Source organism: Spiroplasma endosymbiont of Nomada rufipes (assembly GCF_964277355.1).
Classification (GTDB): Bacteria; Bacillota_I; Bacilli_A; order Mycoplasmatales; family VBWQ01; genus Spiroplasma_E.
The window spans coordinates 1,029,432-1,049,520 of the sequence record NZ_OZ195517.1 but is presented as its reverse complement, the minus strand read 5'-3'; the positions used below and the strand labels follow the sequence as shown (position 1 = coordinate 1,049,520).

28 protein-coding genes are annotated in these 20,089 nt (G+C 28.1%); 24 read left to right on the top strand and 4 right to left on the bottom strand.

The window, feature by feature from the left end; translation table 4 throughout:
• Positions 1 to 202: 202 nt before the first annotated feature.
• From ACICQF_RS05775 to pepF, 3 genes are all read right to left on the bottom strand, one after another.
• A complete protein-coding gene (locus tag ACICQF_RS05775) occupies positions 203 to 1,153 on the bottom strand; it encodes an IS30 family transposase (RefSeq protein WP_395473100.1) in 951 nt (316 codons plus the stop codon).
• A 261-nt stretch (positions 1,154 to 1,414) separates the two neighbouring features.
• A complete protein-coding gene (locus ACICQF_RS05770) occupies positions 1,415 to 2,404 on the bottom strand; it encodes a GMP reductase (protein WP_252320243.1) in 990 nt (329 codons plus the stop codon).
• 129 nt (positions 2,405 to 2,533) lie between these two features.
• On the bottom strand, positions 2,534 to 4,372 hold the full coding sequence (gene pepF, locus ACICQF_RS05765; RefSeq protein ID WP_395473099.1) for an oligoendopeptidase F: 1,839 nt from the start codon (positions 4,370 to 4,372) through the stop codon (positions 2,534 to 2,536).
• 145 nt (positions 4,373 to 4,517) lie between these two features.
• Here pepF and ACICQF_RS05760 point away from each other — a divergent pair, with 145 nt between their 5' ends.
• Positions 4,518 to 5,912 carry a M17 family metallopeptidase gene (locus tag ACICQF_RS05760; RefSeq protein WP_395473098.1) on the top strand — a complete coding sequence of 465 codons (1,395 nt, stop codon included), beginning with the start codon at positions 4,518 to 4,520 and terminating at the stop codon, positions 5,910 to 5,912.
• Between the two features lie 70 nt (positions 5,913 to 5,982).
• Here the strand turns inward: ACICQF_RS05760 and ACICQF_RS05755 are convergent, their stop codons facing one another.
• Positions 5,983 to 7,575: a hypothetical protein gene (locus ACICQF_RS05755; RefSeq protein WP_395473097.1), complete on the bottom strand. Its 1,593-nt coding sequence runs from the start codon at positions 7,573 to 7,575 to the stop codon at positions 5,983 to 5,985.
• A gap of 297 nt (positions 7,576 to 7,872) precedes the next feature.
• Between ACICQF_RS05755 and ACICQF_RS05750 the strand changes: the two genes are divergently transcribed.
• The 23 genes from ACICQF_RS05750 to secY all read left to right on the top strand — a co-directional run bounded on the left by ACICQF_RS05750 (position 7,873) and on the right by secY (position 20,081).
• Positions 7,873 to 7,995 (top strand): hypothetical protein, encoded by a 123-nt coding sequence (locus ACICQF_RS05750; protein ID WP_395473096.1) that lies wholly within the window; start codon positions 7,873 to 7,875, stop codon positions 7,993 to 7,995.
• Entirely contained in the window at positions 7,996 to 8,823 is an 828-nt protein-coding gene (locus ACICQF_RS05745; protein ID WP_395473718.1) for an IS30 family transposase, read from the top strand.
• A gap of 262 nt (positions 8,824 to 9,085) precedes the next feature.
• On the top strand, positions 9,086 to 9,418 hold the full coding sequence (gene rpsJ / locus ACICQF_RS05740; protein WP_395473717.1) for a 30S ribosomal protein S10: 333 nt from the start codon (positions 9,086 to 9,088) through the stop codon (positions 9,416 to 9,418).
• An 84-nt stretch (positions 9,419 to 9,502) separates the two neighbouring features.
• A complete protein-coding gene (gene rplC, locus ACICQF_RS05735; RefSeq protein WP_174480934.1) occupies positions 9,503 to 10,195 on the top strand; it encodes a 50S ribosomal protein L3 in 693 nt (230 codons plus the stop codon).
• Between the two features lie 23 nt (positions 10,196 to 10,218).
• Positions 10,219 to 10,848, top strand: coding sequence for a 50S ribosomal protein L4 (gene rplD, locus ACICQF_RS05730; protein ID WP_281748516.1), 630 nt, complete (start codon positions 10,219 to 10,221; stop codon positions 10,846 to 10,848).
• Between the two features lies 1 nt (position 10,849).
• Positions 10,850 to 11,143 (top strand): 50S ribosomal protein L23, encoded by a 294-nt coding sequence (gene rplW, locus ACICQF_RS05725; protein ID WP_252319250.1) that lies wholly within the window; start codon positions 10,850 to 10,852, stop codon positions 11,141 to 11,143.
• Positions 11,144 to 11,167: 24 nt separating this feature from the next.
• Positions 11,168 to 12,031, top strand: coding sequence for a 50S ribosomal protein L2 (rplB, locus tag ACICQF_RS05720; RefSeq protein WP_252319248.1), 864 nt, complete (start codon positions 11,168 to 11,170; stop codon positions 12,029 to 12,031).
• Positions 12,032 to 12,045: 14 nt separating this feature from the next.
• On the top strand, positions 12,046 to 12,318 hold the full coding sequence (rpsS, locus tag ACICQF_RS05715; protein ID WP_395473095.1) for a 30S ribosomal protein S19: 273 nt from the start codon (positions 12,046 to 12,048) through the stop codon (positions 12,316 to 12,318).
• Between the two features lie 12 nt (positions 12,319 to 12,330).
• A complete protein-coding gene (rplV, locus tag ACICQF_RS05710) occupies positions 12,331 to 12,663 on the top strand; it encodes a 50S ribosomal protein L22 (RefSeq protein WP_174480929.1) in 333 nt (110 codons plus the stop codon).
• Between the two features lie 16 nt (positions 12,664 to 12,679).
• The gene (gene rpsC, locus ACICQF_RS05705; RefSeq protein WP_395473094.1) at positions 12,680 to 13,423 is read left to right on the top strand and encodes a 30S ribosomal protein S3; all 744 of its coding nucleotides are present in this window, start codon (positions 12,680 to 12,682) and stop codon (positions 13,421 to 13,423) included.
• Position 13,424: 1 nt separating this feature from the next.
• Positions 13,425 to 13,910, top strand: coding sequence for a 50S ribosomal protein L16 (gene rplP / locus ACICQF_RS05700; RefSeq protein ID WP_281748520.1), 486 nt, complete (start codon positions 13,425 to 13,427; stop codon positions 13,908 to 13,910).
• The gene (gene rpmC, locus ACICQF_RS05695; protein WP_338958179.1) at positions 13,891 to 14,385 is read left to right on the top strand and encodes a 50S ribosomal protein L29; all 495 of its coding nucleotides are present in this window, start codon (positions 13,891 to 13,893) and stop codon (positions 14,383 to 14,385) included. Before rplP ends, rpmC begins: the two co-directional genes overlap by 20 nt.
• On the top strand, positions 14,385 to 14,663 hold the full coding sequence (gene rpsQ / locus ACICQF_RS05690) for a 30S ribosomal protein S17 (protein ID WP_395473093.1): 279 nt from the start codon (positions 14,385 to 14,387) through the stop codon (positions 14,661 to 14,663). The genes rpmC and rpsQ overlap by 1 nt, the downstream gene beginning before the upstream one ends.
• Before the next feature lie 21 nt (positions 14,664 to 14,684).
• On the top strand, positions 14,685 to 15,053 hold the full coding sequence (gene rplN / locus ACICQF_RS05685; RefSeq protein WP_174480924.1) for a 50S ribosomal protein L14: 369 nt from the start codon (positions 14,685 to 14,687) through the stop codon (positions 15,051 to 15,053).
• A gap of 13 nt (positions 15,054 to 15,066) precedes the next feature.
• Positions 15,067 to 15,414: a 50S ribosomal protein L24 gene (gene rplX, locus ACICQF_RS05680; RefSeq protein WP_395473092.1), complete on the top strand. Its 348-nt coding sequence runs from the start codon at positions 15,067 to 15,069 to the stop codon at positions 15,412 to 15,414.
• 21 nt (positions 15,415 to 15,435) lie between these two features.
• Positions 15,436 to 15,993, top strand: a complete 558-nt coding sequence (rplE, locus tag ACICQF_RS05675; RefSeq protein WP_338958174.1) for a 50S ribosomal protein L5 — start codon at positions 15,436 to 15,438, stop codon at positions 15,991 to 15,993.
• A 1-nt stretch (position 15,994) separates the two neighbouring features.
• Positions 15,995 to 16,180: a type Z 30S ribosomal protein S14 gene (locus ACICQF_RS05670; RefSeq protein ID WP_174480921.1), complete on the top strand. Its 186-nt coding sequence runs from the start codon at positions 15,995 to 15,997 to the stop codon at positions 16,178 to 16,180.
• A gap of 13 nt (positions 16,181 to 16,193) precedes the next feature.
• Positions 16,194 to 16,598 carry a 30S ribosomal protein S8 gene (gene rpsH, locus ACICQF_RS05665; RefSeq protein ID WP_174480920.1) on the top strand — a complete coding sequence of 135 codons (405 nt, stop codon included), beginning with the start codon at positions 16,194 to 16,196 and terminating at the stop codon, positions 16,596 to 16,598.
• Positions 16,599 to 16,610: 12 nt separating this feature from the next.
• Positions 16,611 to 17,165 (top strand): 50S ribosomal protein L6, encoded by a 555-nt coding sequence (gene rplF / locus ACICQF_RS05660; RefSeq protein WP_395473091.1) that lies wholly within the window; start codon positions 16,611 to 16,613, stop codon positions 17,163 to 17,165.
• A 30-nt stretch (positions 17,166 to 17,195) separates the two neighbouring features.
• Positions 17,196 to 17,546, top strand: a complete 351-nt coding sequence (gene rplR / locus ACICQF_RS05655; RefSeq protein WP_174480918.1) for a 50S ribosomal protein L18 — start codon at positions 17,196 to 17,198, stop codon at positions 17,544 to 17,546.
• 18 nt (positions 17,547 to 17,564) lie between these two features.
• Positions 17,565 to 18,269 carry a 30S ribosomal protein S5 gene (rpsE, locus tag ACICQF_RS05650; protein WP_338988156.1) on the top strand — a complete coding sequence of 235 codons (705 nt, stop codon included), beginning with the start codon at positions 17,565 to 17,567 and terminating at the stop codon, positions 18,267 to 18,269.
• A 9-nt stretch (positions 18,270 to 18,278) separates the two neighbouring features.
• The gene (gene rplO, locus ACICQF_RS05645; protein WP_395473090.1) at positions 18,279 to 18,722 is read left to right on the top strand and encodes a 50S ribosomal protein L15; all 444 of its coding nucleotides are present in this window, start codon (positions 18,279 to 18,281) and stop codon (positions 18,720 to 18,722) included.
• Positions 18,723 to 20,081, top strand: a complete 1,359-nt coding sequence (secY, locus tag ACICQF_RS05640) for a preprotein translocase subunit SecY (protein WP_338958165.1) — start codon at positions 18,723 to 18,725, stop codon at positions 20,079 to 20,081.
• The last annotated feature ends 8 nt before the right edge of the window (positions 20,082 to 20,089 follow it).

The following is a 20,089-nucleotide window of genomic DNA, read 5'->3' as shown; positions in this document are numbered from 1 at the left end:
TTTATTTAATTTATTTTTTATTAAAAATATAATTGAATATAAACTAAAAAGCAAAAAATATGGAAGAAGCTAAAAAAGCAAAACTATTAAAAATGATATCATAAAGAAATATAATCAAAATAAATATAAAATAATGATAAAAAATCAGAAAAAAAGTTTTAGACAAAGTAGTTTAAATGCTAAATTGTAAAGGTAAGTGCAACTAAATTATTTTTCTATCCAAATATTCGATTGGTGAAAGATAATTTAGTATTTTTCTCGGTCTTTGGTTTAAAGACAATATAAATTTATGAACTTCATTTTTATTAGTTTTTGAAAAAATAAATTTTTTAGGAAATTTTTCTCTAATTAAACCATTAGTATTTTCATTAGTACCTCTTTGTCAAGGTGAATATGGATTGGCAAAATAAATTTTTACATCTAAATTTTTTTCAAGTTGTTGTCAATTTGAAAATTCTTTGCCACGATCAAAAGTAATAGTTTTAACAATGTTTTTAGGAAGAATTGATAAATAATAACTGACATTTTTATTAATAACTTTAGTAGTTCTGTTTTTAACTAATATTGCTAAAGTAAATCGTGATACTCTTTCAACTAAAGTTATTAAACATGATTTGCTTTTACCTCGTGATGATACTATAGTATCTCCTTCTCAATGACCAAGTGTTATACGATCATTAACATTTATATCTCATTCTTTAATTGATTTACCATTAAACTTGCCACGATTTTCTTTAGATTTTCGTTTTTTACCTTTTCTTCTTAAATTTTTACTAGTAACTTTATCAAGCATTCCAAAATAAATTCAAGTATAAATTGTTTTAAAACTAATAACTCACTCTTTATGAAAATTTTTAATTCTGCCATAAATTTGTTCAGGTGATCAACCTAATAGTAATTTTTGTTGTACATATTTTACTAAATTCTTATTTTTAAACTTATGAAAACTAATATGTGATTGTTTTCGATTTTCAGCTTTATTTTGTGCAATTAATGAAAAATAATGATTATTATCTTTATTTATATTAATTTCTCGAATAATAGTACTAATACTTCGATTAAGATTTTTAGCTATTTCACTAATTTTAAATTTAAATTTCAATTGATTCTCAATATAAATCCTTTCATCTATGCCAAGATGTTTATAACTCATATAAAAACTCCTTACTTTTTTCTAAACTAAATTTAGCATTATGAAATTTTTATATGAGAATTTTTTGCAATTTTATTTACTTGCACTTACAAGTATAATTCAGCAAATATTAAAAATAATTTAATTATTAGATTCTTTAATATCATTAAACAATTATCACAGTGAATTCAATTATCATCATAGGCAGTTTGATTTGCTTCTATTTTAATAAAAAACAATTCTGGGTACCCAGAATTGTTTTTAAAGAAAAATTAAAAGTTATTAACGATCATCACCATTATTAATAGTACCTTTAACAATAACATAATCACATTTTGTTAATGCAGATAAATCTTTACCACCAGCATAAGAAATAGCAGATTGTAAATCTTCTTCCATTTCTTTATAAGTATCAGCAATTGAACCTTTATATGGAACAAGTATTTTTTTACCTTCAATATTTTTTGCTTCCGCTTTGTTAAAAATACTTGCTGATCCAAAATATTCTTTGTAAGATTGACCATTTATTGTAACAATTTTGCCAGGTGATTCATCATAACCCGCTAAAATACTTCCTGCCATAATCATAGTGGCACCAAAAGCTATTGCTTTAGCAATATCACCATTACATCTAATACCACCATCTGCAATTAATGGTTTAGTGGTGCTATTGGCAACATCTTGTAAAGCATTTAATTGTCAACCACCTGTACCAAATCCAGTTTTTAGTTTAGTAATACAAGCTTTTCCTGGACCAACACCAAATTTAATTGCATCAGCGCCTCATTTTTCTAAATCTTTAACAGCGGTTTTTGTCATAACGTTACCAGCAATAATAAAAGGTTTAGTATTTGTTTTAGCAAAAGTAGTTTTTATAAATTTAATCATTTCTTCCATAGCATTACTATGACCATGAGCAATATCAATAGTAATAAATTCCGGAATTAGATTCAGTTTGATTAATTGTTCAAGTAACTCTTTATCCTCTTTTTTAACACCAATGCTAATTGAAGCATATAACTTTTGTTCGTGCATACTTTTAATAAATTTAATTTGATCGATATTAAAACGGTGCATTACATAAAAGTAATTATTTTTAGCCAATCAAATACATAATTCTTGGTTAATGACAGCACTCATATTTGCTGGAATAATTGGAATTTTAAAAGTAAAACCATTTAGTTTAACACTGGTATCACATTCTTTTCGTGATTTAACTATTCCTTTATTTGCAATTAGATTTATATCTTCAAAATCAAATTTCACATTCATTTTTTATTTATTCTCCTTAGTCTTTACTAATTGTAATAGTCAAAATATGTACATATTATTTTATAACGTTTTAAATAAAATGCTAAAGGACTAAAACACCATTAGTATTATATATTATTTTTTTGCAATTTAATTATCTTTATTATTAATTAAGTCTGATAATTGATTAATCATTTTCTTTAAATTAGTAATTAATGGGTTATAAACATCAATTTGTGTTAAATCAACACCCGCATCTTTTAAAATATCTAATGGATATTTGCTGCCACCGGCTTTTAAAAAGTTAAGTAAATTTTCTTTTTTGCCGTTTTTAACATCTTCATAAAGTTTATAAGAAACGGTAATTGAAGTAGCATATTTATAAACATAATAAGGTGAGTGGAAAAAATGAAGAATTCTTGGTCATGAGTATCCTTTTGCTTTTTCTTCGTATTTATCTAATGCTTTTTGTCCATATTTATTAGCTGTATTTTCAAATAAATCAGCCAAAATATCGGTGTTTAATGGCACTTCTTTTTCTACTAATTTATGTGCTTCTCATTCAAATTCAGCAAATTGAATTTGACGAAAAAAAGTACCAATTACAGTTTCAATATGAGTTTGTAGTAAGTAAATGCGTTCTTGATTATTTGAGGCTTTATTATATAAATAATCAAAGGCTAGATGTTCATTAACTGTTGAAGCAACTTCAGCTAAAATAATTGGATAGTCAGCATTTGGATATTTTTGATATTTTTCTGAAAATAGGGTGTGAACAGAATGACCTAATTCATGAGCTAGTGTATTAATTGAATTAATAGTATCATCTCAATTCATTAAAATAATGGGTTCTACGCCATTACCACCCGTTGAATAAGCACCAGTTCGTTTATTTGTGTCTTCATAATAGTCAATTCTACCTGGTAATAATGCTAAGTTTAATTGCTCTAAATATTCATCACCTAAGATACTTAAAATTTCTTTGACTGAATTAATACCTTCTTCAACACTGAATTTTTTGGTTGGTATTGTTGTCATTTTTAAACTAGTATCGGTACTATAAAATTTTTTAAATTTAAAAAATTTACGTTTTAAATTATAAAATTCTTCTACTAAAATAGCGTGTTTCTGTCCTGTTTTTATTAAATTTTCATATAGTATTAATGGTACATCATCACTTAATAGACTATATTCTAAAGTAGTTAAATGTTTTTTATTATCTTTTTCTTTATCGTTGTTACGAATTTTTATTTCTTCAACAGCTACTTCTAAAATGCTTTCATAAACTTGTGCTAATGAATGTTTTTTATTTTTAATATCTTCATAAAATTTTTTTGAAATATCAATTCTTAATTGTTGATCTTTTACTGGATTACTATTTTCTAAAATGTCTAAATATAAAGTTTGTGTTAATTCTTGTTCTTTATTTTGATAATTAAACATTGTTTTTTGTTTATCAGCATAAACCAAACTATCATATAAACCACCAGCAGCACTTCTTGATTTGCTAACTTTGCTTAGTAAATTTTCATCGTGCTCACTTAAAATAAATTTTTCAAATTTAAAGAAAACTTCCATATCATGTTTATATATCATTAATGAGGGGTCATTATTAATTCAGTTTTTAATAGTTTGTAAACCAATAGTTTTGATTTCTGGTTCAATTCATGCTAACTTTTCCGATAACTTACTTTGTTGAGTCGCAAATAAACTAGATAATTGTTGCAATTCTAAGTTAGTTTGATCTAAATCTCCATAATGTAAATATTGCACAACTTTAGACCCTAACATTGATATTTCTTTGCTAATTGCTAAATATTTTTTAAAGTTATCAATATTATTTAATTTTCCTTTAAAAGTTAAAAGTTGATTGGCAAATTTATCAAACTCAGGTAAAGCTTTTTTTCAAGAGTCATTATTAATAAATAAATGCTTAAAATCTCAGCAGTACTTTTTTTTATCTTTTTCATTTAATTCAGAACGCTTCATAGTTTTTGCTCCATTCTATGGTAATATTACAATACAATAATAATACAATAATATTGTTTAACTTATCTATTTTTGTTGTAATTTTCGAAAATATTAATTCAGATATATTGTAATTATTTTAATATTACCATTTAGGAGTGAAAATATGGATAAAAATATTCTACTTAATGTTAGTAGTAAACTTGAATTAAAATTAAAATTAACAGCGGTATTTGCTGATAAAGTTCCTCATGAATTGATTGCTAAAGAAAAAAATAAATTAACATTAATTTCTGAAGATAAAACTTATTACCTATATTTAGGTGATAGTAAGGGCTTAACTCGTAATGATGTTTATAATTTTTTTGTAAATTTTAGTAGTAATAATAGTCAAGATTTGGATATTGATGTCAAATCTTTTGTTACGAGTAATTTAGATGAAAGTATACTTTTACAAACTATATATGAAGCATTATGATTCGGTACTTTTAAAGAATATACTTTAAAAAGTAAAAACAATGAAGAAAAAAAAGTTAAATATAATGTTGTTTCAGCAGCAAAATTTCCTAACTATACTTCACAACAACAAATCGAAATTCAAGGAGAAAGTATTAATTTAGCACGTAATTTCCAAGATATGCCACCTAATTTGTTATATCCCGAAGTTTTTGCAAAAAAAATTCAAGATGCAGCAAAAGGTATTAAAAATTTATCAGTAAAGGTTTTAGGGCAAAAAGAAATAACAGAACTAAATATGAATTTATTATTAGCAGTTAATGCTGGAAGTAATTTTGATGCTCGTGTTGTTGTTTTAGAATATAAAGGTGATCCACAGCATGCCGATGATATTTTAGGATTAGTTGGTAAAGGAATTACTTTTGATAGTGGTGGTTATTCACTAAAACCTTCTTCAGCAATGAAAGGTATGAAATTTGATATGTCGGGTGCAGCTAGTGTATGTAATGCTGCCATTGCTGCTGCTAAATTACAATTAAAAATAAACTTTGTAGCTGTTGCTTGTTTAACAGAAAATAAGATTGGTAGTCATGCTACTTTAGTAGAAACAGTCTTTACTTCAATGAATGGTAAAACTGTAGAAATTAATAATACCGATGCCGAAGGAAGGTTGGTATTAGCAGATGGTATGACATATGCTTTACGTAAAGGAAAATCAAATCGTATTATTGAATTATCAACTTTAACTGGTGCAATGCTAGTTGCATTAGGTAGTTATATGACTGGTGCTTTTGCTACTGATGATAAATTATTTAATGATTTTGATTTATCATCACAACAAACTAATGAAGAAATTTGAAGAATGCCAATTCATCAACAAAATATTTTAAATATGCGTTCATCTAAAATAGCTGATTTAAGTAATCTTTCTAAAGATCCATATGGTGGTTCATCAAATGCTGCTGCATTTTTAAAAGAATTTAGTGAAGATAAACCATTTTTACATTTAGATATTGCAGGAACTGCTTATAAAAATGATCGTGGTATGGGTGTATTAATTAAAACATTAGTTCAATATATGAAAAATTATAGTACAAGTAAATAAAGTTATAAAAAGGAATAATCATAACAATTATTCCTTTTTTATTTTATAAAAAAGTTATTTAACAATATTTTTAGTTAATTGGTATTGAAATAATATTTGATTCTATTTTTTGTAGTGTTTTTAATAATGGTGGTAGTTGAGAATTATTAATTTTATTAATATTTAATCGATTACTTGTATCAATAGTATCATTTAATTTAATATTTATTTTTTCTAAGATTTTAATGTTTTTATCAAATTTTTCATAATAATTTTTGACTAATTTTTCTAAATTTTCTTCAGTAATATTTGAATTTAATTGGAAAATTGAATTGTTTGAGTAAACAGACTGATAATATTTTTTAGGAAAATTACATATATAACTTAATGCTTGACAAGTATATGTATTTTTAAATTTTTCTCAACAAAAATCAGTAATATTAAGTTTAAATGAAAAACCAATTTGGGCTATTATTGCAACTATTATATTTTCTTTAGTTATTAGTAGTTTTAAATCTTTTATAAAATCTATTTTTTTGTTAGCACTTATTTGAGCAGTAATAATATCAAAATAACTATCAAGTGTCATTGAAGATACTATTGATATTAATCAAGTAAATAAATATTTAATATTTTTACAAATATTGCTATTGTAGTTATTATTAGGATTTAAAGTTTGTATTTCTAAAATATTTTGTATTTCATTTAAATTAAATTCTAGTTTAATAAAATTTAAATCATATCATCTTTTTAAAGCAGTTATTTTTTCATATTCTAATTCAATATCAGCTTCACTAATAGTAGGTTTATTAATAATTTTTTTAATGCATTGTCATAATAATGAGTGTTTAATATTTTTTAATCCATTTTCAAATAGATTAAATTTTAATTTAAAAATTATTAATGCTAAAAAGGACACAATAATAGTTTCAAGAGCAGTAAAAGTTTTAACAAAGGATGTTGGATTTAAAGGTAAATCATTGGCTATATCGTTTTTTATAATACTTATAGAACTAGCAAAAGCTACTCCGCTAGTGAAAACTGTGAAAGTAGCAATAATTTTTATTAATTCATTAGTAATTATTGAATATGCTTTAAGATTGTTATTAATGTTTTCTTCAATGGTTAATATAATATCATTTTCAGTATTATTATTTAAAAAAGTTTTAAACTTTGTAACTAATTGTTGACATAAGTTTGAAAACTCTTTTATTTGTGTTACTAATGTATTTTTATTTGCTTCAAGAACATTAATTTTAGTTTTTATTTCCTCAAAATTGAGGTTAGATGTTTCAATAGTATTAGTAAATACTTTATCTTTTATTTTATTTCATATTTTATAAAATAAAGTTTTTTCTAATTGACTATTACCGAAATTTGTTAAACATTTCTTTAGAAATGAAACAAAGAGTGAAACAGTAGTATTGCCAAGTACTTCTCATTTAATTAAAGTAGTAAATGCCTTTTTAAAATCTATATCCTCATTACTATTTACTTGAGTGCTAATAATGTTTAAACTAGCAATTATAATAATAGCTGATGATATTCATAGTGACCCCAAAACTAAATGTTTAATTTCTTGGTAAAATCCATTAGTTCAATTTTTAATAGTTTGTCTTCATGTGCTAGTATTATTTGATAGTGGTAATAAAGGTGTGGTTTCAGTTATTAATGATAATGGCATTAGTATTCTCCTTAATTACTTAAAATATTTGTTTTTCTTTTTAATCTTTATAATAAATTCAAATAAAATCAATAATATTTTATTAGAAATATTACTTTTCTAATCTAATAAAATATTTTATACAATATTTACTTTTAATGTTACTTATAAGATTACTATTATCAATATTATAAGTTTTTGTATAAATTGCTGAGCTGAATTATACTTGTAAGTGCAAGTAAATAAAATTGCAAAAAATTCTCATATAAAAATTTCATAATGCTAAATTTAGTTTAGAAAAAAGTAAGGAGTTTTTATATGAGTTATAAACATCTTGGCATAGATGAAAGGATTTATATTGAGAATCAATTGAAATTTAAATTTAAAATTAGTGAAATAGCTAAAAATCTTAATCGAATTATTAGTACTATTATTCGATAAATTAATAGAAATAAAGATAATAATCATTATTTTTCATTAATTGCACAAAATAAAGCTGAAAATCGAAAACAATCACATATTAGTTTTCATAAGTTTAAAAATAAGAATTTAGTAAAATATGTACAACAAAAATTACTATTAGGTTGATCACCTGAACAAATTTATGGCAGAATTAAAAATTTTCATAAAGAGTGAGTTATTAGTTTTAAAACAATTTATACTTGAATTTATTTTGGAATGCTTGATAAAGTTACTAGTAAAAATTTAAGAAGAAAAGGTAAAAAACGAAAATCTCAAGAGAATCGTGGCAAGTTTAATGGTAAATCAATTAAAGAACGAGATATAAATGTTAATGATCGTATAACACTTGGTCATTGAGAAGGAGATACTATAGTATCATCACGAGGTAAAAGCAAATCATGTTTAATAACTTTAGTTGAAAGAGTATCACGATTTACTTTAGCAATATTAGTTAAAAACAGAACTACTAAAGTTATTAATAAAAATGTCAGTTATTATTTATCAATTCTTCCTAAAAACATTGTTAAAACTATTACTTTTGATCGTGGCAAAGAATTTTCAAATTGACAACAACTTGAAAAAAATTTAGATGTAAAAATTTATTTTGCCAATCCATATTCACCTTGACAAAGAGGTACTAATGAAAATACTAATGGTTTAATTAGAGAAAAATTTCCTAAAAAATTTATTTTTTCAAAAACTAATAAAAATGAAGTTCATAAATTTATATTGTCTTTAAATCAAAGACCGAGAAAAATACTAAATTATCTTTCACCAATCGAATATTTGGATAGAAAAATAATTTAGTTGCACTTACCTTTACAATTTAGCTAAAAATCTTTATTTTTTACAACTAAATTAATAGTTAAAAGATTATGAACAAAAAACCCATTATTTTTTTTGTATTTTTTGTATTTTGCTATTCCCTTTTACCATTACACTATGTTATACTTACAAGGCGTGATTGTTATTTATAAATGCTGATACACTGATATCAGTTGTCATTATATCACATGTTTTGTTCTTTATTTTATTAAAAATCGTTCTAAGGAGGATATAGCCAATGGCAATCATAGGAGACAAAGTAAAAATTCGTTTAGAAAGTTATGATCACTCAGCTATTGACCAAATAGCACAGAAAATTAAAGATGTGTTAAAAAAAGAAGGTGCTGAAGTGGTAGGTCCAATTCCATTACCAACTCATAAAGAAATTTTCACTATTCTTCGTTCACCGCATAAACATAAAGATTCACGTGAACAATTTGAAAAGAGAACTCACAAAAGAATTATTGGTGCTCAATTATCACCAAAATCTTTAAATGCTCTAAGTGGACTTACTATCCCTAATAGTGTTAGTATCTCTTTGATAATCGAATCTAAAGATGAAAAAAATCAACTTTAAATCAAGTATCAAAAAAGATTAATAAAAAAAATTATTAAAATCGATAAATATTAATTATTTACAACATATTCCAAGGAGGAAATTATGAAAGGAATCTTAGGTAAGAAACTAGGAATGTCACAAGTTTTCTTAAACAACGGACAACTAGTTCCAGTAACAATTATCGAAGTACAACCAAATGTAGTAAGTCAAGTTAAAACAAATGTAAAAGACAAATATAGTAGTTTACAACTTGCAACGTTCGATCTTCGCGTTACTTTATCAAACAAACCAACAATCGGACACTTTAAAAAAGCCGACAGCCAACCTAAGCGCTTCGTGAAAGAAATTCGTAACATGAACGGATTTAATCATAAAGATCTTATTAATGTTGCTGACGTATTCACAGCAGGTGAATTCGTTGATGTCCAAGGAACTTCTAAAGGTAAAGGATTTACAGGACGTATTAAACGTCATAATCAATCACGTGGTCCAATGGGTCATGGATCAGGTTTACATCGTCAAATGGGTTCAACAGGTTCTATTAATGCTAACCGTGTGTTTAAATCACAACCAATGCCAGGGCAAATGGGAAATGTTAAACGTAGTGTTGCTAACTTAGAAGTTATTAAAGTAGATAAAGAAAATAATTATCTTTTAGTAAAAGGTTCAGTTCCAGGACCAAAACAAGGCTTTCTTGTTATTAAACAAGCAGTTAAAAAACCAATTCTCAAAACCCCAGTATCATTAGTTGTTAGAAATCAAAATACTACAACCGAAGTTACTGATGGTCAATAAAGTTAATTATGGAGGATAGCAAAATGAAAATTAATGTTGTTAACAACGCTGGAACAAAAGTTAGCGAATTAACTTTAAACGAAAAAATTTGAGGAATTGAACCCCACAAGCAAGCGCAGTTTGATAGTTTATTAAGTTATAATGCTACAAAACGTCAAGGAACACACGCTGTTAAAAGTCGTGCTGAAGTTGCTGGCGGTGGTAGAAAACCATGAAAACAAAAAGGAACAGGGAATGCGCGTCAAGGCTCAATTCGTTCACCACAATGAAAAGGTGGGGGGATTGTTTTTGGACCAAATACTGATCGTAATTATTTAATTGGATTACCAAAAAAAGTAAGAAGATTGGCAATAAAATCAGCATTGGCTGCCAAATTCCAAAATAAAAACATAGTTGTAATTGATGAATTAAACTTTGAAAAACCTTCAACTAAAATTATGTTAGAAACTTTAAAAGTTTTAGAATTAGCAAACAATAAAACACTAATTGTTTCAGGAATAAGCAATAAAGAAACAGTTATTAAATCAGGTCGTAATTTACCTAGAACAACAACAATCGCTGCTAATAGTATTAATATTTACGATTTATTAAATGCTAAAAAAGTATTGTTTACTACTGAGGCAATTAAAATCGTTGAGGAGGCTTTAATTTAATATGCATTTAAGTGAAGTTATAGTAAAACCAGTATTAACTGAGAAAACTTATAAACAAATGGCTGAAGGTATCTATACATTTACTGTTAACCGTAAAGCTAATAAAAGTCACGTTAAAAAAGCCTTTGAACAGATTTTTGAAGTTAAAGTAGCAGACGTTAATATTATTAATAGTAAACCAAAAACTAAAACTGTTGGTAGATTTGTTGGAAAAACATCGGCAGTAAAAAAAGCTCTTATTAAATTAGCTCCTGGTGAACAATTAAGTTTGTTTAGTTCTGAAGAACAAAGCTAATAAGATTGGAAGGAGAAAAAAACAATGGCAATTAGAAAAATTAATCCCACTACTGCAGGAAGACGTAATATGACCGTTCTGGATTACAAACAGAACTTAACTATTGGTAATAGCCCTGAAAAATCTTTATTAGTAAATTTAGTTAAACAAGCTGGTAGAAATAATCAAGGTAAAATTACAGTAAGACATCAAGGTAATGGTCATAAGGTTAAATACCGTATTATTGATTTTAAACGTAACAAAGACAATGTAGTTGGAACAGTTAAAACAATTGAATACGATCCAAATCGTAATGCTAACATTTGTCTTATTTCTTATCTTGATGGTGAAAAGCGTTATATCTTAGCACCAAAAGGAATCAAAGTAGGAGATAAGTTATTAAGTGGTGAAAACAGTGATACTGTTAAAATTGATATTACTGTTGGTAACTGTTTACCATTATCACAGATTCCACAAGGAACAGTTGTTCATAATGTTGAATTAAAACCAGGTAAAGGTGGACAAATGGCACGAAGTGCTGGTGGTAGTGTTCAAATTCTTGGTCGTGATGAAACAGCTAAGTATACATTATTAAAATTAACATCAGGTGAAGTTAGAAAAGTATTAAGTAATTGTCGAGCTACAATTGGTACAGTTGGAAATGATGATCATAACTTAGTAAACATTGGTAAAGCGGGAAGAAATCGTTGAAAAGGAATTAGACCTACTGTTCGTGGTAGTGTTATGAATCCAAATGATCACCCACATGGTGGAGGAGAAGGTAAAGCTCCAATCGGAAGAAAAGCTCCAGTAACACCATGAGGTAAAAAAGCATTAGGTTTAAAAACTCGTGATAGTAAAAAAGCATCAAATAAATTAATTGTACGAAGAAGAAATGCAACAAAGTAGGAGGAAAGTAATATATGTCAAGATCTTTAAAAAAAGGACCCTTTGCTGATAGTCATTTATTAAACAAAGTGGAAACTCAAAATAAAAATAAATCAAAAAAAATTATTCAAACTTGATCTCGTCGTTCAACAATTTTCCCACAATTTGTTGGACATACATTCGGTGTACATAATGGCAAAACACATTTACCTGTATATGTAACAGAAGATATGGTTGGTCATAAATTAGGAGAATTCGTACCCACACGTAAGTTTGGTGGTCACGGTTCTGACAAGAAAAAGCGTTAGGAGATAGAAATTATGGAAGCAAAAGCTCATTTAGATAAATTACGCATTAGTCCAAGAAAAGTGCGTTTAGTAGCCGATTTAGTTCGTGATAATGCTGTTGCCAAAGCTCTAGTAATTCTAGCTCATGAAAAAAAACGCGCAGCACAGCCAATTATAAAATTAATTAATTCAGCAGTTGCTAATGCTGCTAATAACTATGGAATGGAAGCCAACAAATTACGTATTAAGGAAATATTTGTAAATGAAGGTCCAACTATGAAAAGATTTATGCCCCGTGCTCATGGTAGAGCATATCAAATCTTAAAAAGAACAAGCAAAATCACTATCGTGGTTAGCGATAATTAGGAGGTAAATAAGTAATATGGGTCACAAAGTTAGTCCAAATGGATTAAGATATGGTATCAATAAAGATTGACAATCACGTTGATATACAACTAGTAACGAAGATTTAGCAAAATGAATTTTAGAAGACCACAAAATTAGAAAAGCACTATTTGCACATTTAAAAACTTCTGGTGTTTCTAAAATTGAAATTGAAAGAACTAAATCACAAATTACCTTATTTATCCACTGTGTTCGTGTTGGTTCAGTTTTAGGGCAAGGCGGTTCAAACATTGAAGTATTAACAACACTAGTTCGTAAAACAATTAAAAATCGTAAAATAGGTATTAGAATTAATGTTGTTGAAATTAAAAATCCTGATATTGATGCGCAAACAATTGCTAATACATTAGCACAACAAATAAGCAATCGTATGTCACATCGTACAACACAAAAATTAGCAATTCGTAAATCACTTCGTGCTGGAGCAAAGGGAATTAAAACTCGTGTTTCAGGAAGACTTGGTGAAGCGGATATGGCACGTGTTGAAGGTTATTCAGAAAGTAGTGTTCCTTTAGCAACATTACGTAGTAATATTGATTATGCTACTTCTGAGGCAAAAACAACTTTTGGTCAAATTGGTATTAAAGTTTGAGTATATAAAGGTGAAATTTTATCAGGAACTGACTCAACTCAACCTGAAATTATTTCAAAATATAATCAAAGAAATAATAACAATCGCCGAAATAATTACTCACAACAACCACGTAAGGAGGTAAAGTAAGATGGCTATACCTAAGAGATATAAACACTCTTGCGTCCACCGTTTAAGTTATGAAGGAACTGCAAAAGGTTGTAAAACAGTTGCTTTTGGAACTTACGGACTTCGTGCTGAAGAAGGTTCTTACATTACTGAAAGACAAATTGAAGCAGCCAGAGTAGCAATGACACGTTACATGAAACGTGGTGGAAAAGTTTGAATTAGAATCTTTCCACATTTACCAATTACTAGAAAACCAGCGGAAGTACGTATGGGATCAGGAAAAGGTTCAATTGATCATTGAGTTTCAGTAGTAAAAGCAAAAACAGTTATGTTTGAAGTATCATATCCTAATGAAGCAACAGCACGTGAAGCATTGCGTCTTGCAATGCACAAGTTGCCAATCAAATGTAAAATTGTTACTAGAGAAATAAAACCAACAGAAGAAGTAAAGGTTGCTAAAAATTTAACAACAGAATTGGGTGAAGCAAATGGAAATGCAAGTAATTAAAAATAAATCAACTTTAGAATTACAACAACATGAAGAAACTCTTCGTGCGCAATTGTTTGCTTTACGAATTCAAAGTTCGTTAGGTAAACTAGAAACTCCGCATATGATAAATAATCTTCGTAAGGATATTGCTCGTATTAAAACTGAATTAACTATCAGAATTAATAATGGTGAAAAAATCAAACCATTACATATTAATAAAATGGTATTACCAGAAGAAAATAAAGAAAGCAAAAAAACTAAAAAAGTTGCTAAAGTTGATGATAAAAAAGATATTAAAGTTAAAACAATAACTAAATCAGAAGTTATTAAAGAATCAGATAAAATTGCTAAAAAAGAAGTTACTGAAAAAACAACTAAAGCAAAATCATCAAACAAAGAAGTTAAAAAAGTTACTACTACTAAAGTAGAAAAACCATCTAAAAAACCTACAGTTAAGAAAACTGTGACACCAGCTAAGGAGGACAAAGAATAATGACAAATATTATTCCAAGCAAACAACGTAAAACTTTTGTTGGAATTGTAAGTTCTGACAAAAATGATAAAACAATTACTGTTGTTGTTGAAACTTCAAAACGACATCCAATGTACAATAAAAGTTTTAAGTCAACTAAAAAGTATCATGCCCATGATGAAACTAACCAAGCTAAAATTGGTGACAAGGTTGAAATCATTTCAACTCGTCCACTTTCAGCTCTAAAACGCTTCCGTTTGTTAAAGATTATTGAATCTAAAACAAATAAAAAAGCTTAATTAACCAGGAGGATAAGAAAGATGTTACAAAATCTATCGTGAGCCAATGTGGCTGACAACACTGGTATTAAAGAAGTTATGGTTATTAGAGTTTTGGGTGGTAGTACTAAAAAATTTGCTAAAATCGGTGATATTGTTGTTTGTTCAGCAAAATCAGTAACACCTAATAGTGCAATGAAAAAAGGACAAGTTGTTAAAGCAGTTGTCGTACGTAGTAAATTTGGTGTAAAACGTAATGATGGTTCTTGTGTAAAATTTGATGATAATGCAGTAGTAATTATTAAAGAAGATAAAACACCACGTGGTACTAGAGTATTTGGTGTCTTGGCTCGTGAAGTTAAAGAGCGTGGTTATAATAAAATTGCTTCTTTAGCAGAAGAAATTGTTTAGGAGGATGAAATAAATGGCAAGCAAAAAGAAACCAGTTATTAGTCTTGATACTAAATTAAAAAGAGGCGACCAAATTAAAATCATTGCAGGAAAGCATAAAGGTCATACCGGACCAATTATCCAAGTACTTCGTGAAAAAAATCGTGTTATTATTGAAGGTATTACTGCTAAGAAAAATAAAAAACCTACCCAAAATGATCAAGAAGGTGGAATTGTGGAAGTAAAAACTAGTGTTCACATTTCTAATGTAATGATCATTGATGGTAAAAAAGATAAAAAAGTAACAAAAATTGGGTACAAAATTGATAAAGATGGCAAAAAAATTCGTATTGCACGAAGATCTGAAACAGAATTACGATAATAAAGGAGTAACAGCATAAAAATGAATCGTTTACAAGAAAAATATAATAAAACTATTATTCCCCAATTGCAAAAAGAATTAAATTTTACATCAATAATGCAAGTACCCAAAATTGAAAAAGTTGTTATTAATATTGGCGTTGGAGATGCAAGTAGTAATCCAAAAGCCATTGATAAATCAGTATCTGAATTATCAAAAATTACTGGTCAAAAACCAATTATCACTAAAGCAAAAAAGTCAATTGCCGGCTTTAAATTAAGAGCAGGAATGCCAATTGGTTGTAAAGTTACATTACGTGGCGAAAAAATGTATGATTTCCTTGATAAATTTATCTCAATTTCTTTACCAAGAATTCGTGATTTTCAAGGTTTATCAGCTAAAGCATTTGATCAAAATGGTAATTACACTGTTGGTATTAAAGAACAAATTATTTTCCCTGAAATTAATTATGAAGAAGTAGATAAAGTTCGTGGTATGGAAATCTCAATTATTACCACAACATCAAATAATGCAACAGCATTATTGTTATTAAAAAAAATAGGATTACCGTTTAAAAAACAAGGAAAGCAGGTGGCATAAGATGGCAAAAACTTCATTAAAAGTAAGACAAGCCCGTAAATCAAAGTTTAGTACGCAAGCATATACACGCTGTCAAAAGTGTGGCCGTCCTCATGCGGTTATTCGTAAATTTATGTTATGCCGTATTTGTTTTCGCGGTTTAGTATACCAAGGACAAATTCCTGGTATTAGAAAAGCATCATGATAGGAGGTATATAATTATGATGACAGATCCAATAAGTAATATTTTAACAGTTATTCGTAATGCTATTAGCGCTGCGGATAGCAGTAAACATCGAGTAGTTAGTGTACCTTCTTCAAAACAACTAGTTAAGATAGCTGATATCTTGCAAAAAAATGGTTATATTGAAAAATATCGTGTTACTAAAGAAAATCCTAGCAAACCTAAATTAGAACTTTTATTAGTTCATACTGGTAAAAGTCCAATTCTTGGTTTAAAAAGAATATCTAAACCAGGATTAAGAATGTATGCAAAATGTGAAGACTTACCAAGTGTGTTAAATGGTTATGGAATTGCAATCATTTCTACATCAAAAGGTATTATGACAAATAAACAAGCAAAAAAACTTGGTCTTGGTGGCGAAGTTCTTGCTTATGTATGATAAGGAGGAAACTATATGTCACGTATTGGTAACCGTATCCTTACCATTCCAGTAAATACTTCAATAACGCTAGATTCAAGTAACTTGTTGACTGTTACAGGAGCAAAAGGTTCTTTAAAAAAACTATTACCAAATGTTATTAAAATTAACGTTGATGAAGAGAAAAAAACAATTACTACAACAAGACCTGATGATAACAAAAAAAATAAACAACTTCACGGAACAACTAATTCATTAATTAATGGAATGTTAGTTGGTGTATCAACAGGTTTCATGAAAGAATTAGAAATAAATGGTGTTGGATATCGTGCTGCTGTTCAAGCTAATATCTTAAATTTAACATTAGGATATTCTCATCCTATTAAGTTTGAAATTCCGCAAGGAATTACCATTTTTGCTCCTAAACCAACAGTATTACAAATTAGTGGTATTGATAAACAATTAATTGGAGAAGTTGCAGCCAAAATTCGTAAATTCCGTAAACCAGAACCATATAAAGGTAAAGGAATTAAATATAAAAATGAACACATTCGTCGTAAGGAAGGAAAAGCTGCTGGTAAAGGTAAATAATCTTATACTGGCACTTAAGGAGAATAGAAAATGATTAATAAACAACAAGCTCGTAAAGTTCGTCATTATCGTATTCGTAGTAAAATTATGGGTACTAGTGAAAGACCACGCTTAAATATCTTTAAATCTAATAATAGTTTTTATGCTCAAATTATTGACGATACTGCTTCAAATACAATTATTGGTGTATCAACATTAACATTTAAAGATTTAGCATCAAAAAGCAATATAGATGCTGCTACTAAACTTGGAGAAACAATTGCTAATTTAGCTATTAAGAAAAAAATTAAAAAAGTGGTTTTTGATCGTGGTGGATATTTATATCATGGTAAAGTGAAAGCATTCGCAGAAGCGGCGCGTAGTGCTGGATTAGAATTCTAAAAAAGGAGAATTAAAAGTATGAGTTTAGAAAATAAAAAAACAATTATTGATGATAAAGAAAATACTGAAGTTCAAAAATCAGTAGCAAAACCTTCTGTTAAAGCAGAAGTAAAAAATCCTGCTGGTAATGAAAATAAAATTAGACATACTAATTCATCACAACCAAGAAATAGCCATGATAAAAAAGAAAATAAAGTTCGTGAACCACGTAAAAATTTTGAACGTAAACCAAAAACTCCAAGTGAATTTATTGAAAAAGTGATTTGAATCAGAAAAATTAACAAAGTAACAACTGGGGGAAGAAGATTGCGTTTCTCTGCTGCTGTTGCTATTGGTAATGGTAAAGGAGTAGTTGGTTTTGGTATATCTAAAGCCAATGAAGTTCCTGATGCAATTAAAAAGGCAATTGAAGCTGCTCACAAAAATTTAACAACAATTACGATAACTAAAAACAATAATTCTATTGTTCATGAAGTTAAAGGTAAATATTGTGGAAGTGAAATTTTATTAAAACCAGCTAAAGAAGGAATCGGAATTAAAGCTGGTGGATCTGCTCGTGATATTTTAGAATTAGCTGGTATTCATAATATTTATTCAAAAGCATTTAGATCTAGAAATAAAATTAATTTAGCTAGAGCAACAATTGCAGGTCTTGGCAATGTTAAACCAGCAGAATATTTTATAAAAAATAAAAATCTTACTACTAAGCGTAGTAATGGTTAGAGGTGGATTATGGAAACAACATTACATAACTTAAAACCAACACCAGGTTCTCGTAAAGACATTAAACGTTTAGGTAGAGGAACTTCATCTGGAAAAGGTAAAACGGCTGGTAAAGGAACAAAAGGACAAAATGCCCGTACCGGTGGTGGAACAAGACCCGGATTTGAAGGAGGACAAACACCACTGTACCGTCGTATTTCAAAACGAGGGTTTACTAACTTTACTACAACCAATTATAGTATTATTAACTTAGAACAAATTGATTTAATTAAAGAGCATGAAATAACACCTGAACTTGTATTTCAATTAAAATTGATTAGAAGTAAAAAAGATGGTATTAAAGTTCTTGGTAAAGGTAAATTAACAACACCAAAAACAATTAAAGCTCATAAATTTTCAAAATCAGCAATTACTGCTATTGAACAAGCCGGAGGAAAAGCGCAGGTGATCTAAGTGTTCACAACAACCCGTGAATTAATAAAAAAGTATAAAGAAGTTATAATTAGAATTTTATTTACCATTTTTATTTTATTTATCTTTCGTGTTGGAGCATTTATTACAGTTCCAGGAGTAACTTTGAATGAAGATTTAAGTAGCAGTAATAGTAGTGGTATTGAATTCTTTAATTTAATTTCAATGTTAGGTGGTGGTGCTATTAGCAGATTTTCTGTTTTTGCACTTGGAGTCTCACCTTACATTACTGCATCAATTATTGTGCAGTTATTATCAACTGATGTTGTTCCTACTTTAACAAGATGGGCTAAATCAGGCGAAAAAGGTAAGAAAAAATTAGAGTTAATGAATCGAGTATTAACTGTTCCCTTTGCTATTATGCAAGGTTTTGCCACTATCTTTGGCTTACAATCTCAACATATTATTAGTGTTGATTGAAGTTCGGGATCGGGAGCAGCCGGACCAGAAGTTTTCTATTATGTATTAATTCCAGCTATTTTACTAGCAGGGACAATGTTATCATTATGAATGGCTGATCAGATTACTAATCGTGGTATTGGTAATGGAATTTCACTAATTATTTTTGGTGGAATTGCTGCTAATTTACCATTTAACTTAGCTTCAACTTTTAAGTATTGAGTAGGACCAGATACTAATAACGGTGTTATTTTTCAAGGGGCTTTAAAATTTGCTCTTTATTTTGCAGCCTTCCTACTGATTATTCTTGTTGTTGTATTCTTTAGTGAATCAGAGCGACACTTACCAATTCAACAAACTGGTAGTGGTTTAACTTTAAAGGGTGATAAAAGTTCTTATTTACCTTTAAAAGTTAACTCAGCCGGAGTAATTCCTGTTATTTTTTCTTCGGCACTAATTACTGCTCCAATGACAGTGGCACAAATTGTTGATCAAAATAGTGGTTTTGCTAATTTTGCTAGAAATTATTTATCTTTACAGTCGTGGCCGGGAATTAGTATTTTTGCTATAATGACGATTATGTTTACTTTCTTATATGCACAAGTGCAAATTAATCCAGAACAAATGGCTAAGAATTTTCAAAAATCAGGAACTTATATTCCTGGCGTTCAGCCAGGGAAGGAAACAGAAATTTATATTAAAAGAATGTTAAATCGTTTAAGTACGATTGGTTCCTTTTTCTTAACTGCTGTTGCAGTAACTCCATTTTTGATTTCTAAATTTACTAATCTACCTTCTTCATTAGCAGTTGGTGGAACTGGATTAATAATTATGGTTGGAGTAGCATTAGATACAACAAAACAAATTAAGGGACGAATTACTCAACATTCATTCTTAAATTATAAGGACAACAAAGATGTTAAAGAACACTTATGGTCTTAGGGGGTAAC